Here is a 16,190-nt window from a genome sequence, read left to right as displayed (position 1 = left end):
CACAGGCCCACCCCCGCAACGAAAAACGGCGCCCTCGCGGACGCCGTTTTCCCGTTCCACCCGGTTGCCCGGGCCGCCTCAGCGGGCGAACTTCTTGTACTTGATCCGCTTCGGCTCCAGCGCGTCGGGGCCCAGACGGCGCTTCTTGTCCTCTTCGTAATCCTCGAAGTTGCCTTCGAACCACTCCACGTGGGCGTCGCCTTCGAAGGCGAGGATGTGGGTGCAGATCCGGTCGAGGAAGAAGCGGTCGTGCGAGATCACCACCGCGCAGCCGGCGAAGTCCACGAGGGCGTCTTCCAGCGCGCGGAGCGTTTCCACGTCGAGGTCGTTGGTCGGTTCGTCGAGCAGCAGCACGTTGCCGCCCGAGCGCAGCAGCCGCGCCATGTGCACGCGGTTCCGTTCACCGCCCGACAGCAGCGAGACCTTCTTCTGCTGGTCGCCGCCCTTGAAGTTGAAGGCCGAGCAATAGGCCCGGGCGTTCACCTCGGCGTCGCCCAGCTTCACGATGTCCAGACCGTCGGCGATGGCTTCCCAGACGTTCTCGTTCGGGTTCAGGTCGTCGCGCGACTGGTCCACGTAGGACAGTTTCACCGTGTCGCCGTATTCGACGGTGCCCTCGTCGGGCTGTTCCTGCCCGGTCAGCATCCGGAAGAGCGTGGTCTTACCGGCGCCGTTCGGCCCGATCACGCCCACGATGCCGCCCGGCGGCAGCGCGAAGGACAGGTCCTCGATCAGGAGCTTGTCGCCCATGGCCTTCTTCAGCCCGTTGACCTCGATCACCTTGGAGCCGAGACGGGGCCCGTTGGGGATGACGATCTGGGCGCGGGTGATCTTCTCGCGTTCGGACTGGTTGGCCAGTTCGTTGTAGGAGTTGATCCGGGCCTTGGACTTCGCCTGGCGGGCCTTGGCGCCCTGCCGCATCCACTCCAGTTCGCGCTCCAGCGTCTTCTGGCGCGACTTGTCCTCGCGGGCTTCCTGCGCGAGGCGCTTGGCCTTCTGTTCCAGCCAGGCGGAGTAGTTGCCCTCGTAGGGGATGCCCCGGCCACGGTCGAGTTCGAGGATCCAGCCGGTGATGTCGTCGAGGAAGTAGCGGTCGTGGGTCACGATCAGGATCGTGCCCTTGTAGTCGATCAGGTGCTGTTGCAGCCAGGCGATCGTCTCGGCGTCGAGGTGGTTGGTCGGTTCGTCGAGCAGCAGCATGTCGGGCGCTTCCAGCAGCAGCCGGCAGAGCGCCACGCGGCGCTTCTCACCGCCCGAGAGCTTGGTCACGTCGGCATCGTCCGGCGGGCAGCGCAGGGCTTCCAGCGAGATGTCGATCTGGCTGTCGAGATCCCAGAGGTTCTGGGCGTCGATCTCGTCCTGCAGCTTGGCCATCTCGTCGGCGGTCTCGTCCGAGTAGTTCATGGCCAGTTCGTTGTAGCGGTCGAGAATGTCCTTCTTCTCTTTCACGCCCAGCATCACGTTGCCGCGCACGTCGAGGTTCGGGTCCAGTTCCGGCTCCTGCGGCAGGTAGCCGACCTTGGCGCCCTCGGCGTGCCAGGCCTCGCCCTGGAAGTCCTTGTCGAGGCCGGCCATGATCTTGAGCAGGGTCGACTTACCGGCGCCGTTGACGCCGACAACGCCGATCTTCACGCCGGGCAGGAAGTTGAGGTGGATGTTCTCGAAGCATTTCTTGCCACCGGGATAGGTCTTAGACACCCCGGACATGTGGTAGACATACTGATACGCGGCCATGGGAGACTCCCCGACTGGGTGAAAAGGTTCGGGGGTTGATACATAAGGCAGCGGTCAGGAGCAATCGGGATGGCCGGCGCCGGAGCGTTATCCGGCGGATATTCGGCGCGGTGGGACCTGTGGCGGGGTCTGTCACTGGGCCTAGACCGGGCCTATGGCCGGTTCCGCCAAGGGTGGCGCGGCGCCGGCAGGAGCGAGGGGCGCGCGTTGCGGGTCCTCTCCGGCGGGGCGCGGAGGCCGGGCGCGTGCATGTGAGTATTTGCAGAAAGATGAAGCGGGCCGAGGGGTTGCGCGGTCAGGCTGCAGGGAAACGCGCGAAAGCTTCAGGAAAACCTCATGTTTCCGGAACTGGCGACTGCACCGGGCGTTGGGTCGGGTATCACGAGAGGAGAGGACAGATGGGCCAGCCATCCGACAGCCACGCCCCCGCGCCCGGCCGCGCCGCCGCGACCGATGAGGCGCCACGCGCCCCCTCCGACGACCCCGGTCAGATGCCGCGCCAGATGGGGGCCGAGGACGAGAGCCACACGCCCCGCCCGGTGATGCGCCGCCCGCCCGCCGCGCCCGGCCGCGGCAATAACGGCATCGGAGGTGACGGTTCCGGCGATGGCCCCGGTGAGGGGCCTGGCGGCATGGGAGGGCGGCCCGCGGCGCCCGTGACACCTCCTTCGGCATCTGCGGCACCGGCGGGCAAGACGACCGCCGACCGTCTCGCGGCGCTTGGCCGGATCGAGTACATGCTGGCGGGCCTTCTGGTCATCCTCGCGCTGTGGTCGATCTATGTCGCCAAGGTGGTGATGCTGCCGCTCGTGCTGGGGTTCCTCATCGCGCTGACGCTGGCGCCGCTGGTGCGCTGGATCGCCCGCACGGGCATCCCCGAAGGTGTGGCGGCCGTGGGGTTGATCCTCTCCATCGGCGGCGGCATGGCCCTGGGGCTCTACCTCATGTCGGGTCCGGCGGCGGACCTCGTCGATGCCATGCCCGGCATTCGTTACGAGCTCAACATGAAGCTGGCCGGCCTGACCGAGCAGATGGAGAGCGTGAAGGAGGCCTCGGAGGAGATCGAGGCGCTTGCGGGCGGCGAGGACCAGCCGGGGCAGGTGGTGATGGAGGCGCCCTCCATCGTGAACAAGGCCGTCGCCTCGCTGGCGGGGACCGGCACCGCGCTGATGATCGCGATGATCCTCGCGATGTTCCTGCTGGGCTCGGGCGACATGTTCCGCCGCAAGCTGGTGGAGAGCCTGCCGCGGTTGCAGGACAAGAAGCGCGCGGTGCGGATCTCCCACGACATCGAACGCCAGATCAGCCGCTATCTTGGTGCGATCACCGTGATCAACGCCTGTCTGGGCCTCGCCATCGGCGGCACGCTGCACGTGCTGGGGATGCCCTATGCCTATCTCTGGGGCGTGGCGGCCTTCCTGCTGAACTACCTGCCCTACCTGGGCGCGATCATCGGCGCAGGCGCCGTGGGGGCCGTGGCGCTGGTGACCTTCGACACCACCGGCGAGGCGCTTCTGGTGCCCGGGGCCTACCTCGTGCTGACCTCGATCGAGGGCCAGATGATCACGCCCTGGCTGGTCGGCCGCCACCTGTCGCTGAACGCGGCGGCGGTCTTCATCGCGGTGATCTTCTGGGCCTGGCTCTGGGGCGTGGCCGGGGCGCTGATGGCGGTGCCTTTCCTCGTCTTCCTCAAGGTGCTCTGCGACCATGTTCCGGCGCTGAACGTGATCGGCAACTTCCTCAGCGGGCGGGAAGAGGTGCTGGCCGAGGAGTGAGGCCGCCCGGGACATGCGCGCTCGCCTCGGCGAGGGCCGCCTGCGGCGGTGTCGGGGCGAAGTCCGGAAGGAGCCTGTCGAAGGTGGTGCCATCGAGCCGGTGGGGCAGGGACCAGAGATAGCGCATCTCCACCAGCCCCCGCAGGAAGGGCACCGCGGGCGCGGCCAGGCGCAGAGGCAGCCAGGGCATCCGCGTGGCGCGGACGGGCTGGCCCCGGGCCGCGGTCAGCAGGGTGGCCATCTCCGCGGCGCTCAGCGTGTACCCCGGCATCGTGACCTTCTGGAACGCGGGCAGGTCGTTGCGGATCGCGGCGAGCCCCGCCGCCGCGCGGCCCGCGTCCTTCAGCCAGGCCCAGGCATGGGGCACGTCCAGCGCGCCCGGATAGCGCAGCACGCCCCGGTCGAGCCGGGCCGCGATGATCCGGTCGAACCAGCCGCCGGTCGGCGCCTCGTCGAGGAAATCGCCCATGGTCAGCACGATCGTGCGGCAGGTGTCGCGGTACATCTGCTCCAGATCGATCCTGAGCTGGCCGAGCGGGTTCGTGGCCCGTTGCGGGCTGTCAGGCCCCCAGGGCATCGGGCTGTCCGGGCCGTAGACATAGACATTGCCCGGCAGAAGCACGGGGAGGTCGGCGGCGCGGGCCGCCCGGGCCACGGCGCCGTGCAGCGGCATCAACTGGCGCGCCCAGAGGTGATAGGAGGGCGGGTTCGCGGCCATCACCACGATCTGCTTGCCTGCCATCGCCTGCGCGAGGTCGTCGCGGGCGCGGTCGAAGCGAGTGATCTGCCAGCCCTCCGCGGCCAGCGCGGCGGTTGCGTGGCGCCCGAACTTGCCGGAGGCGCCGATGACGAGTGCATGGGGCATTGGATGTCCTTTCCGTCGGAAGCGGGAGAGTCGTCGGCAGGATGCGCTCATCGTAGCTGAAGCGGAATTGCGTGAAATCCGGTATCTGGTATTCATTATTGCATGGATCAAGACCTCGACTGGGCACTCGTACAGATCTTCCTCGCGGTGGCGGAGGGCGGATCGCTCTCGGCGGCGGCGCGCAGCCTCGGGCAGAGCCAGCCGACGCTGGGGCGGCAGGTGAAGCGGCTGGAGGACCGGCTGGGCCTTGCGCTCTTCGAGCGGCATGCGCGTGGGTTGGATCTGAGCGAGGCCGGGCGCCGCCTGCTGCCTGCCGCCCGCGAGATGGCCGAGGCCATGGGCCGGATGCGCCTTGCCGCCGCCGGTCAGGACGGCGCGTTGCAGGGGCGCGTGCGGATCACCGCGAGCGAGGTGATCGCCCATCACCTGCTGCCACCGCTGATCGCGCAGATGCGGGAGGACCTGCCGCAGGTCGGCATCGACCTCGTGCCTTCGGACGCGACCGGGAACCTGCTCTTCCGCGAGGCGGATATCGCGCTGCGCATGTACCGACCCCGGCAGCTCGACCTCGTGGTACAGCACCTGGGCGATCTGCCGGTCGGGGCTTTTGCGGCGAAGCGCTATGTGGCGCGGCGCGGAAGGCCCGCTTCGGCCGAGGACCTGCGGGATCATGACCTCGTGGGCTACGACCGGTCCGAGCTGATGCTGCGGGCGATGCGCGGGCTGGGACTGGAGATGCAGGCCACCGATTTCGCGCTGCGCTGCGACAGCCAGGTTGCCTACTGGGAGCTGATACGGGCCGGCTGCGGCGTGGGCTTCATGCAATGTGGCGTGGCGCGGCGCGATCCGCTGGTGGAGGAGCTGGAGATCGGGGTGGAGATCCCGCCGCTGCCGGTCTGGATCGCGGCGCATGAGGCGATCCGTCCGGTGCCCCGGGTGGCCGCGGTCTGGTCGCGACTGGTGGCGGGGCTGGGGGCGTTGACGGTGTGAGCGCGGGGGGCTTCGGTCGATGGGGAGGCTGCGGCAGGTGGGCTGGCGTTCGCGGCGGGTAGGTTTCGCGCCTGCGGCGGGCGGGGCGAGGGGGCTGTCTGCCCCCTCTTGCGGGCTTTGCCCGCAATTCACCCCCGAGGATATTTGGGAGCAAAAGATGACATCTGGTGCCTGCTCATGGGGGGGCGTGTGACGGGCGGGTGGATGGAGTTGGGAGAGGGCGGGGCGCGTGGACCGGCTTTCTTGACGCAACGTGGCCTTCGGGATAGGCGATGCGGGACGTGATTTCAGGAGGATCGCCCCATGTCTAACCCCTCGCTTCTCATCCTCGCCGGGGACGGTATCGGCCCCGAGGTGATGGCCGAGGTCCGCAAGATCATCGACTGGTTCGGGACCAAGCGCGGCATCAGCTTCGACGTGACCGAGGACCTGGTCGGGGGCGCGGCCTACGACGTGCACGGCGTGCCGCTGTCGGATGCCACCATGGAGAAGGCGCAGGAGGTGGACGCGGTCCTGCTGGGCGCCGTGGGCGGGCCGAAGTACGACAAGCTCGACTTCTCGGTGAAGCCCGAGCGTGGCCTGCTGCGCCTGCGCAAGGAGATGGACCTCTATGCCAACCTGCGCCCGGCGCAGTGTTTCGACGCACTGTCGGACTTCTCCTCGCTGAAGCAGGAGGTGGTTTCAGGCCTCGACATCATGATCGTGCGCGAGCTGACCTCGGGCGTCTACTTCGGTGAGCCGCGTGGTATCATCAAGGAAGGCAACGAGCGCGTGGGTATCAACACGCAGCGGTACACCGAGAGCGAGATCGCCCGCGTGGCGCGCTCGGCCTTCGAACTGGCCCGCAAGCGCGGCAACAAGGTCTGCTCCATGGAGAAGGCCAACGTCATGGAATCGGGCATCCTGTGGCGCGACGTGGTGCAGGAAATCCACGACGCCGAATACCCGGACGTGGAGCTGAGCCACATGTACGCCGACGCCGGCGCGATGCAGCTGACCCGCTGGCCCAAGCAGTTCGACGTGATCGTCACGGACAACCTCTTCGGCGACCTGCTCTCGGACCTCGCGGCGATGCTGACCGGCTCGCTGGGCATGCTGCCCTCCGCCTCGCTGGGGGCGCCGATGGCCAACGGCCGTCCCAAGGCGCTCTACGAGCCGGTGCATGGCTCCGCCCCGGACATCGCGGGCACGGGCAAGGCCAACCCCTGCGCCTGTATCCTGAGCTTCGCCATGGCGCTGCGCTACAGCTTCGACCTCGGCGCCGAGGCGGATCGGCTCGAAGCGGCGGTCAACGCCGTGCTGGCCAAGGGCATCCGCACCGCGGACCTGCTGAACGCCGAGGGCGTGACCCCGGCCTCGACCTCGGACATGGGCGATGCAGTGATCGCGGCCCTCGACGAGAGCCTCTGAATTCATCCCTCCCGGGGATGACAGCGGCGCGGCCCCCGGGGCCGCGCCGTTTTTCGTGGGGAAATCCGCCGCTTGGACGGATGGCCCCTTGCGTCCCGCGCGCGGCTCGGCTGATGCTTGGGCTGCGAAGCGGGGCCGCTGGCAGGCCCCGGTCGCGACAGCAGCCGGAACGGGACAGCACAGACATGGGTACAACGGGCAGCGGCATTCTCTTCGCCCTCGGCTCCTTCGCGATCTACGCCTCGCAGGACGTGATCGTGAAACTTCTGGGTGGCAGCTATGCGCCGTTCCAGATCGTCTTCTTCTCGGTCCTCTTCTCCTTCCCGCTGGCGACCGTCCTGCTGATGCGGGACGCGCAGAAGAGCAACCTGCGCCCGGTCCACCCGTGGTGGATGGCGCTGCGCACCGCGGCGGCCGTGGGGGCGGGGGCATTTGCCTTCTATGCCTTCTCGGTGCTGCCTCTGGCGGACACCTATGCGATTCTCTTCGCCTCGCCCCTGCTGATCACCCTGCTGGCGATCCCGATCCTCGGCGAGCGGGTGCGCCTGCGGCGGGGACTGGCGGTGGCCGTGGGCCTCGTGGGGGTGGGGATCGTGGTGCAGCCCGGTCAGACGGCGCTCAGCCTCGGGCACGCGGCGGCGCTGGCTTCTGCCTGCTGTTCGGCGACCTCCTCCGTGGTGGTGCGCAAGATCGGGCGCGACGAACGCTCGGTCGTGCTGCTGCTCTACCCGATGATGGCGAACTTCCTGATCATGGGGGCGATCCTGCCCTTCGTCTACAAGCCGATGCCGATCGAGGCCCTCGGCGGCATGGCGGCAATCGCCTTCTGCTCCTTCATTGCGATGCTGGGGATCATCGCGGCCTACACCCGGGCCGAGGCGGCGCTGATCGCCCCGATGCAATATTCGCAGATGCTCTGGGCGCTGTTCTATGGCTGGCTGATCTTCGGGGAATGGCCCTCGGCCACGACGCTGGTGGGGGCCGGGGTGATCATCGCCTCGGGGCTCTACATCGTGTTCCGCGAGAGCCGGGGCGGCACCTCGAAGACCACGCCGGTGCTGCGGACGCGGACCCGTCCGGGCACGCCGGCGGCGCTTCGGATCGGCCCGTTCCTGCGCCGTGAGAAAAGCACCGAAATGCTGTCGTGAGGGGCTTGCAAATGCCTGCGTAAGGGGATAGTTCGCCCTCCACGGTCGGAGTGTAGCTCAGCCTGGTAGAGCACTGTCTTCGGGAGGCAGGGGTCGGAGGTTCGAATCCTCTCACTCCGACCAGATAAACAAGGCGCCCTAGGGCGCCTTTTTTATTGGGTGTGACGGTGCCGCAATGATATCCGCAACGTTTGCAGTCGGTTCTGTGCGCTGTTCGTTCTCATTCTCACGGAGACAGACGGGACGCGTCACGACAGCGGAGCCAATCTCGTCGCAACATCTATAAGATTCGGTCCATGATCGCCGCGGCCTCTTTCTGAGCGTGCGGGCTGTAAGATCGGTACACATCCTCCAAGGTGTCTCTTGAGGTGGCGAAATAGTCGGTAGCTTGCTCCAGCGTCATTCCAGCCATGAAGGCCCACGTGACTGCGGTATGTTTGAGGGTGTGTGGGGTGACGTCCACTAGGCCTGCACGTCTCGCGGCTGCCGCGAAAGCCTTCTTGATGTCAGCGACAGGATGACCCTCATAGCTGATCACAGTGGGTGTGTCCTGATCCCATGTCTTCATGTCTTGCCGGAGTTTCTCAGGGATCCGCACCAAGCCCTTCTTCTTTTTCGACTCTTCCTCCGCCTTGCCCAAGAAGTGTATAATGCCACGGTCTAGATCGACCCAGCCGTGTGAGAGGGAGGGTATCCATCTTAGGCCTAGTATGGCGCCTTTTCGGCGGCCCGTTGCGACTGCTATTCGAATAAAGCGTTGCACATGGGGAGCTGAGTGGGACAGGAGCTGGGCAAGCTCATGATCCTTCAACCAGCGATCCTTTGCGGCGCCTTTGGGGGGCAGTTTTACCGGCGGCGCATATGGAATGCGTCGGCGTTCAGCGGCTAGCCTTAGTGCCGCGTTCAGCGTTCCCATTTCTCGTCGCATCGTCCACTCAGACTTGCCGCGCCAGCGGGTGTAGACCTTGCATGTCGCGACATTGACGTCAGCAACGCTCTTGTCCGCCCAGTAAGGGGCCAGAGCACTTATGGCGTTCAGGAGCCGTTCTGGGTCCTTCACATCATCCACTCTCTCTTCGCCGTAGCGAACGAGAATTTCGCCGATCGAGATCTTGTGCGGTTCGACCGTGACGATCTCTTTGGTCATTCGCTCCCGAATGTACTGGGCTAGTGCTTCTTCTGCCTGCTCACGAAGCCCTTCACCAAATCCTGTCCGGATGTGCTTGCCGCCATCGATGATGACCCAAGCCCCGTCGTCTTTTCGTTGGAAGAGCCGTGCCGGTTTTCGTTTGCGTGGCATGATACGTACCTCTGGAGTTCGCCTTGCTCGATGTACAAGCGGCGACCTATCCTAGTCGCCCTCAGCTCTTTGCGTCTTATTGCGGCGCGTATGGTGCTAGGCCGAACTGTCTCATGGATCTTCATGGCGGCTTCCTCCACCGTCATGAGTTCTGGAAGTGGCTGGGGGGCAAAGCCCCCCATGCCTCGGGATTCGACTTCGATGTTACTCGGCATCGACCGCACCCTTAAGGTCATAACGTTTGGCGCGTCAGCGCCTCGAGTAGATCCCGAACACGGACCTTCTTCTGGAGCCATTTGTCACCCGCGACTTTTGGTGCTCGATCTGAGAAGCCAGTCACCAGTTCGCTGGTCAGCACCTGCTGGGCTTCCTCAGAATAGATGTCGCCAAAGATGAAGGCGTCATTCCATGTTGTGGTCGGCACAGCGCCGACGTCGTCGCCTAGTGCATCCACGAAAGTGGCGGTGTCTGCAGCCTGAACCTGGTCGGGGCCTTCCTCGACAAGTCCAACCCGGACATTCTCACCACCGACGCCGTCTTCCGTCACATCGACTACATGGCCGAACTGGTGGGCATCGATCATGTCGGCTTCGGCTCGGACTACATCCCCAACATCAACTTCACCGCCTCGCTGATCCAGACCCCCATGGGCGCGGCGGTCTTCCCCGATGGCGGCTACAGCGCGGAAATGGGGGCCAAGGGCGTGCCGACGCCGGCCCCGTACCAGATCGCGGCAGCCCTCGTCGATAAGATGCTCGAGCACGGCTACTCGGCCGAGGATTGCAGCAAGTTCCTCGGCGGCAACATGTACCGGGTGATCGGGGAGGTCTGGCGGTAACGCGCCCGAAACGTCGGGGTCAGCCCGCGGCGCGACGACGGCGCGGACGACCCTCCTTGCAAACGCGGCGGTGCAACCGGCCCCCTGCCTCCGCGCAGGCGCCATCTTCACCGCCTCGTCCGAAACCTCTGACGATCAAGGCATAGACCAGCCATTCACTTTCCGGAGACCGATCCAATGACTGACGCTCCTATTTCCCGCCGCGAGTTCAATGTCGGCGCAACCGCCACCGTCGCCGCCGCCAGCCTGGCCGGAAGGGCCATGGCCCAGGCCTCGGCCCCCTTTGACCTTGTGATCCTGAACGGTAGGGTCATGGACCCCGAAACCGGCTTTGACGAAGTCGCGAACGTGGGTGTGAAGGATGGCCGGATCACCGCCATCACCGCCGACGCGCTGGAGGGCACCCGCCAGATCGACGCCACCGGCCACGTGGTCTGCCCAGGCTTCATCGACACCCATTTCCACTGGGTCCGCACGATGGGCCACAAGCTGGCGCTGCGCGATGGCCGCACCACGGTGATGGACCTCGAGATGGGCACGCTCGGCACGCTGGTCAACGACTGGTACGCCATGCGGGAGGGGACCACCCAGATCAACTATGGCTGCTCCTCCTCGCACGAGATGGCCCGCGCCTACGTGCTGGACGGGATCACCACCATCGACTGCCCCGAGGCGCTGAACCACCGCGGCTCGGACAAGACCGGCTGGGCCCTGACCCGGCCGGACATCGAGCAGGGCAATGAAATCCTGCGGGTCATCGACGAAGGTCTGGCGGCCGGTGCGGTCGCGATGGGCTCGACGCTGGGGTACATGCGCGACGGTGCCAGTGCGCGCGAGGTGTTCGAGCTTCAGAAGACCGCCGGGAACTATGGCCGCCCCTCTGCCTTCCACTTCCGCTACACGCCGGGCACCGACACGACGGAGTCGAACGGCATCCAGGAGATGCTGGCGAATGCCGCAGCCCTGGGCGTGCCGGCCATCGCCTGCCATTTCAACAACCCCGGCTACAACCTCGTGCACGAGCTGCTGACCCGCATGCGCGAGCGCGGGATGAATGTCTGGGGCGAGCTTTACCCCTATGCCGCGGGCTCGACGTCGCTGAACGCCGTCTTCCTTGAGCCGGAGGTCTGGGTCGACCAGCTTGGCTATCGCTACGAGGACACGATCCAGGACGTTCTGACCGGCGAATGGTACACCGCCGAAAGCCGGGCCGAGATGGTCGCCAAGGAACCCGCCCGTCTTGTCCTCGTCTACAAGATGCCGCCGGAGGCGATCGTCGACTGGCTGAAGATGCCCGGCGTGGCGATCGCCTCGGACACCGTGCCGATCATCGGGGATATTCCGTGGGACACGCCCTACGAGGACCTGCCCAACAGCCACCCGCGCGGTGCCGGCAGCTTTGCCAAGGCCCTGCGGCTGGGCCGCGAGAACGGCATTTCGCTGATGCAATCGGTGGCCCAGACCAGCTGGAACTCGGCCCGCCCGTTCAGCGAGATGGGCCTGAAGGCGATGCAGGAACGCGGCCGGATGCAGGAAGGCATGATCGCCGACATCACGGTCTTCAACCCCGAGACGGTGACGGACAACGCGACCTACGAGCAGGGCACGCTGCCCTCGACCGGCATCCCCTATGTCATCGTGAACGGCACCGTGGTGGTGGACGACTCCGAGGTGCTCAAGGACGTGAACCCGGGGCAGCCGATCCGCTTCGAGCCGCAGGAGAGCCTGCTGGAGCCGCTGGAGGTCAGCACCTGGACCCAGACCTTCTACGAAGTGCCCTATGACTTCGGTGGCGGCGTGCCCGGCACCCAGCCGAAGCACGATCACCGCATCATCAACTGCTGCGAATGAAGACGGTGCCCCGAGGCAGGCGGGACAGGGGTATCGGGACAGGGTGGGGGCATGCGCACCCCGCCGGAACCCGGGACCTCTGCGCCTGCGGATCGGTGCTATACTGCGCGGGTTGTCCCGGTTTTCCGGGGCCCCGCATCGACGGGCAGGATCGGCCGCTCTGCGTGCCGGTCGCTGCCTGGCCCGACACAGGGGCGAGGTGCCTTTGTGGTTCACGTCAGCTGCGGTCCGGCGCCGCGGCGAAGGGTTCGAATTGGAGACCTGTTCAATGCCTATCCGCAAGCTTCCCGTCGTCTCGGCGCTCGTCCTCGGGGCCTTTGCCCTGCCGGCGGCCGCGCAGGACAACCCGCTGCAGAAATACCTCGAAGTGCCGGGCGCCATGACGACGCTGCCCGTCGAGGCTGCGAAGGAGCCGTGGTCGCTCCAGTTCTCCCGCGATGCCCGGGCCGCCTTCGAGAACTTCCACTACCAGATGGGCGGGGATCACGCGCTCTACTACAACCAGAACCTCAGCGAGATGCTCCCCACGGCCTATTCCTCGCCGCATCCGGAGTACATTCCGCTGGAACGCGCCATCGACGACAGCATCGGCGAGAAGGTGGTCTGGTCCACGTCCGAGGGCGACATGCCGCTGTCGGAGTACATCGTGCACCCCCACCACCGGGTGCAGGGCATGATGATGATCCACAAGGGCAAGGTCGTCTACGAGCAGTACCCCGGGATGGGCCAGATGGACCGCCACGCCTGGATGTCGCCGGGCAAGGCGACTGTCGGACTGATCCTCGCGCTGCTCGAGGAGGAGGGCAAACTCGACATGTCCAAGGACGTGGTCGACTACGTCCCGGAACTGGCCGGCACGAACTGGGACGGCATCTCGGTTCTCGATGCCGCCAACATGGAAACCGGGCTGGCGCTTGAGGAAACCCTCGACGCGATCATTGACCCGTCCTCCATCATCGTGCGCTTCTTCGCGGCCGAGTTCGGATCGCCGAACCCGCTGACCGGGGAAATGGAGAACTGGCTCGACATCCTGAAGACAGCCGAGAAGATCGAGGGCGAGGAGCCCGGCGAGGTCTTCCGCTACTCCTCCGCGGTGACGCAGGTCAGCGTGCTGCTGGCCGAGAACCTCGACGACAAGACCTGGGCCGACCTGTTCCAGGAACGGGTCTGGGGCAAGGTCGGCGCGCGCGAGGACATCATGTTCCACCTGATGCCGGACGGCACTGCCGTGACCCATGGGCTGATCTCCACCACGCTGGAAGACTTTGCCCGTTTCGGCCTGATCTTCACGCCCAGCTGGGCCGCCACCGCCCATGAGGACATCGTCTCGGACGCGGCGCTCGAGCGGATGCAGAACGCGGGCAACCCCGAGGCCTTCCGCCGCGGGTCGAAGTTCGCCGGTCTGACCGACGAGTTCGGCGAGGAGCCGAAATCGAACTCGATGCAGTGGGACGCGGTCTTCGAGGATGGCGCGCTCTACAAGCACGGCAACGTCGGGCAGGGGCTCTATGTCGATCCGGAGCGGGACTTCGTGGGGGTCTACTTCTCCACCAACGGCTACATCCCGCCCTACGGCGAGGACCGGGCGCAGGGCTTCCTGCGGCAGGCCGCGAAATACCTGAACGGCGAATGATGCGCAGCGGCTGTCCCGGGGGAACTTTCCAGTGACCGGGGGCAGCCCACCCGATGCGGGGGCCGCGCGGATGGTGCAGTCCCGGAGACGGCGTCGAAAGGCGCACAGACAGAGGCGCAGGCCCGGGGCTGACCGGGCCACAACCCAAGGAGTGACCAGTATGGCTTTCAAGGCCTTTCCACCCAAGGCGCCCCGGCGACATCCCGCCGCCGTGGCCCTTGCCCTGACGACCGCGCTTGTCGGCCTGTCGTCGCCCGCCGTCGCGCAGGAGGAGACCTATCTGCCGCAGGCCCAGAAGAACTTCGAGGAGGTCAACAACGGGACCAACCCGACCCTGCTGACGACGCAGGCGGGCATCCAGTACCAGTTCAACCGGGTGACCTCGGACCTCGACTTCGGCATGACCGAGCTGCTCTATACCCAGCCCTTCGGCGGCGGGGACAAGGCCTTCCGCTTCACGCTGCCCTTCGGGAATTCGGTCTTCGATTCCGATCTCGATCTGGGTGACATCAGCCTGACCTACATCGACGTCATGCATGTGAACGCGAAGACCGGCTCGGCCTATACGGTGGAGCTGTTCCTCGACACTGCCGGGCGGGACGATCTGGGCTACGGGCAGTTCGCGATGGAGACCTCGGTCTTCTACGCGTGGTTCCTCAAGGGCGGCTCGATCTTCGCGCCGGCCTGGGTCCAGACCTTCGGGCTCGAAGGCGGCAATGACGCCGGAGGCAAGCTGAACACCACGACGGTCGATTTCTACTATGTGCCGAAACTCCCCAATCCGAAGTACTTCATGACCGTCGACCCGGCTGTGGTGCACGACTGGGAGGCGGACAAGACCTTCGGCAGCCTGTCGGTCACCATGGGCATGATGACCGGCAAGGCCTTCGGCGGCGACAGTCAGGTCTTCATCAAGCCCGGCGTGCTGATCGGCGGCGACCGACCGGCCGACTGGTCGGTGCAGGTGGGCTACAAGGTCCTGAACTTCTGAGCGGCACGGCCCGGTCATCCTGCCCCTGCTTTCGGACCCCATCCCGTGACGGCGGGCCGAAAGACTGGATCTGCGCGCGCGGACGGGTGACAGTGTCAGGATCGCCCCGGTGTGTTCGCCCGTGTGGCCGCATGGCGCGCCGTGCCCCGCCGGGACCGTCCCTGACCCCAGCATTGCAGGCCCCATGATCTCTCTGTTGCTCACCACCTACCGTCTTCTCAAGGCGATCCTGCGCTCCTGGAAGATCGCGGAATTTCGCGCGGCGCTGCTGCTGGCCGTTGCCATCCTGCTGTCGGGCACCGTCTTCTACCGCTCGGTCGAGGGCTGGGGCTGGGTGGACTCGCTCTACTTCAGCGCCACCACGATCTCGACGGTCGGGCTTGGGGACCTCTCGCCGCAGACCGAGGCCGGCAAGCTCTTCACCGTTCTCTACATCTTCGTGGGCGTCGGCATCTTCGTCGCCCTCTTCGCGCAGCTGGCCCGGGCGCTGATCCAGCCGGCAAAGAAGGAGGAGAAGGCCCCGGCCGAGGACCGGCCCTGAACGGCACGGCCCTTGGCTCCCAGTCCCTCAAGGTGCGATGACCTGCGCGCCCGGGCACGGGTCCTGCGGCGCGGACCTGTGCGCATGACGCCGGTGGCGCCGCTCATGGCCCGGACGCGACGGGCATCCCGCTGGACCTGCGCCGCCTATCCGCTAGTGTCGCCCCGGACATGGAGCGCTGTCCCGCTCCCGCGCATGATAGGACCGCCTGATGACCACCGCCGACACGCTGCTTTCCAATGGCCACCTCAGCCTCTCCGTTGCCTCGCTGGGGGCCGAGATGCAGGCGCTGCGCACCGCGACCGGAGGCAGCTACCTCTGGACCGGGGACGCGGCCTTCTGGACCGGGCGGGCGCCGCTGCTCTTTCCCATCGTGGGCCGGGCCCCGGGGGACGTGATCTCGGCCGGGGGGCAGGAGGCCGCGATGAGCCAGCACGGCTTTGCCCGGCGCAGCCTCTTCGATCTGGTCGAGGCGAGCGAGACCGCCTGCCACCACGTCCTGCGCGCCTCGGAGCAGACCCGGGCGGTCTATCCCTTCGACTTCGCGCTGCATGTGACGCATCGCCTCGACGGGCGCACGGTGCAGTGCGACGTGACGGTCGAGAATGCGGGTGCGGTGCCGATGCCCTTCGGCTTCGGCTTCCACCCCGCCTTCCGCTGGCCCCTGCCGGGGGCGGAGGCCGCGCCCCACGTGGTGACGCTGGCCTCCGGCGGAAATCCGGACCGGCGCGCGCTGAACGACGGCCTGCTGGAGCCCGCGCCGCTGCCCGGCCCCTTCGTGGCGGGCCGGCTGGAGATCGAGGAGGCGCTCTTTGCCGAGGGCGCGCTGGTCTTCCCCAACGGGGCGGAGGCGCTGCGCTACGGGCCGGAAGACGGGCCGGGCCTGCGCTTCGCCTTCCGCAACCTGCCCGATCTCGCGCTGTGGAAACCGGTGGGCGCGCCCTTCCTGTGCATCGAGCCGTGGCATGGCACCGCCTCCTACGTCGGCGACGGGCCGGAGATCGCCGCCCGGCCCAACAGCCTGACGCTCGCCGTGGGCGAGACAGCCGCCTTCGGCTACTCCGTCACGCTCGAAGCCTGATCCCGGGCCGCGCGGGTGACTGGGTGCCGCCCG

General features: G+C 66.8%; 14 protein-coding genes, 1 tRNA gene and 1 pseudogene. 11 read left to right on the top strand and 5 right to left on the bottom strand.

Annotated features, from left to right (window positions below):
- Positions 1-78 precede the first annotated feature (78 nt).
- Complete coding sequence (gene ettA, locus ACX9MO_RS05555; protein ID WP_222491388.1) at positions 79-1,734, bottom strand: energy-dependent translational throttle protein EttA; 1,656 nt, start codon at positions 1,732-1,734, stop codon at positions 79-81.
- A gap of 398 nt (positions 1,735-2,132) precedes the next feature.
- On the opposite strand from ettA, the gene ACX9MO_RS05550 reads away from it, so the two are divergent.
- On the top strand, positions 2,133-3,509 hold the full coding sequence (locus ACX9MO_RS05550; protein ID WP_462213819.1) for an AI-2E family transporter: 1,377 nt from the start codon (positions 2,133-2,135) through the stop codon (positions 3,507-3,509).
- Here the strand turns inward: ACX9MO_RS05550 and ACX9MO_RS05545 are convergent.
- A complete protein-coding gene (locus tag ACX9MO_RS05545) occupies positions 3,475-4,374 on the bottom strand; it encodes a Rossmann-fold NAD(P)-binding domain-containing protein (protein WP_462213818.1) in 900 nt (299 codons plus the stop codon). The genes ACX9MO_RS05550 and ACX9MO_RS05545 overlap by 35 nt on opposite strands.
- A gap of 102 nt (positions 4,375-4,476) precedes the next feature.
- Here ACX9MO_RS05545 and ACX9MO_RS05540 point away from each other — a divergent pair, with 102 nt between their 5' ends.
- The 4 genes from ACX9MO_RS05540 (at position 4,477) to ACX9MO_RS05525 (ending at position 8,045) form a co-directional block, all read left to right on the top strand.
- On the top strand, positions 4,477-5,364 hold the full coding sequence (locus tag ACX9MO_RS05540) for a LysR family transcriptional regulator (protein ID WP_462213817.1): 888 nt from the start codon (positions 4,477-4,479) through the stop codon (positions 5,362-5,364).
- Between the two features lie 303 nt (positions 5,365-5,667).
- Positions 5,668-6,774, top strand: a complete 1,107-nt coding sequence (leuB, locus tag ACX9MO_RS05535; protein ID WP_462213816.1) for a 3-isopropylmalate dehydrogenase — start codon at positions 5,668-5,670, stop codon at positions 6,772-6,774.
- 185 nt (positions 6,775-6,959) lie between these two features.
- Entirely contained in the window at positions 6,960-7,922 is a 963-nt protein-coding gene (locus ACX9MO_RS05530) for a DMT family transporter (protein ID WP_462213815.1), read from the top strand.
- A gap of 46 nt (positions 7,923-7,968) precedes the next feature.
- Positions 7,969-8,045, top strand: a tRNA-Pro gene (locus tag ACX9MO_RS05525).
- 157 nt (positions 8,046-8,202) lie between these two features.
- Here ACX9MO_RS05525 and ACX9MO_RS05520 read toward each other — a convergent pair.
- From ACX9MO_RS05520 to ACX9MO_RS05510, 3 genes and pseudogenes are all read right to left on the bottom strand, one after another.
- A complete protein-coding gene (locus ACX9MO_RS05520; RefSeq protein WP_462213814.1) occupies positions 8,203-9,222 on the bottom strand; it encodes a tyrosine-type recombinase/integrase in 1,020 nt (339 codons plus the stop codon).
- Between the two features lie 62 nt (positions 9,223-9,284).
- Positions 9,285-9,347: pseudogene (locus tag ACX9MO_RS05515) on the bottom strand (hypothetical protein); the annotation flags it as partial.
- Positions 9,348-9,454: 107 nt separating this feature from the next.
- The gene (locus ACX9MO_RS05510) at positions 9,455-9,805 is read right to left on the bottom strand and encodes a hypothetical protein (RefSeq protein WP_462213813.1); all 351 of its coding nucleotides are present in this window, start codon (positions 9,803-9,805) and stop codon (positions 9,455-9,457) included.
- Between ACX9MO_RS05510 and ACX9MO_RS05505 the strand changes: the two genes are divergently transcribed.
- The 6 genes from ACX9MO_RS05505 (at position 9,698) to ACX9MO_RS05480 (ending at position 16,157) form a co-directional block, all read left to right on the top strand.
- Positions 9,698-10,060, top strand: coding sequence for a membrane dipeptidase (locus ACX9MO_RS05505; RefSeq protein ID WP_462214424.1), 363 nt, complete (start codon positions 9,698-9,700; stop codon positions 10,058-10,060). The genes ACX9MO_RS05510 and ACX9MO_RS05505 overlap by 108 nt on opposite strands.
- A 177-nt stretch (positions 10,061-10,237) precedes the next feature.
- The gene (locus ACX9MO_RS05500) at positions 10,238-11,911 is read left to right on the top strand and encodes an amidohydrolase family protein (protein WP_462213812.1); all 1,674 of its coding nucleotides are present in this window, start codon (positions 10,238-10,240) and stop codon (positions 11,909-11,911) included.
- A gap of 268 nt (positions 11,912-12,179) precedes the next feature.
- Positions 12,180-13,544: a serine hydrolase domain-containing protein gene (locus tag ACX9MO_RS05495; protein ID WP_222491507.1), complete on the top strand. Its 1,365-nt coding sequence runs from the start codon at positions 12,180-12,182 to the stop codon at positions 13,542-13,544.
- Between the two features lie 160 nt (positions 13,545-13,704).
- Entirely contained in the window at positions 13,705-14,535 is an 831-nt protein-coding gene (locus ACX9MO_RS05490) for a hypothetical protein (RefSeq protein WP_462213811.1), read from the top strand.
- A gap of 184 nt (positions 14,536-14,719) precedes the next feature.
- Positions 14,720-15,076 carry a potassium channel family protein gene (locus ACX9MO_RS05485; RefSeq protein ID WP_222491510.1) on the top strand — a complete coding sequence of 119 codons (357 nt, stop codon included), beginning with the start codon at positions 14,720-14,722 and terminating at the stop codon, positions 15,074-15,076.
- A 211-nt stretch (positions 15,077-15,287) separates the two neighbouring features.
- Positions 15,288-16,157 (top strand): aldose 1-epimerase family protein, encoded by an 870-nt coding sequence (locus ACX9MO_RS05480; protein WP_462213810.1) that lies wholly within the window; start codon positions 15,288-15,290, stop codon positions 16,155-16,157.
- The last annotated feature ends 33 nt before the right edge of the window (positions 16,158-16,190 follow it).

Source organism: Pseudooceanicola profundus, from assembly GCF_054919315.1.
The sequence above is the reverse complement of the archived record's forward strand: the minus strand, read 5'-3'. Positions and strand labels throughout refer to the sequence as shown.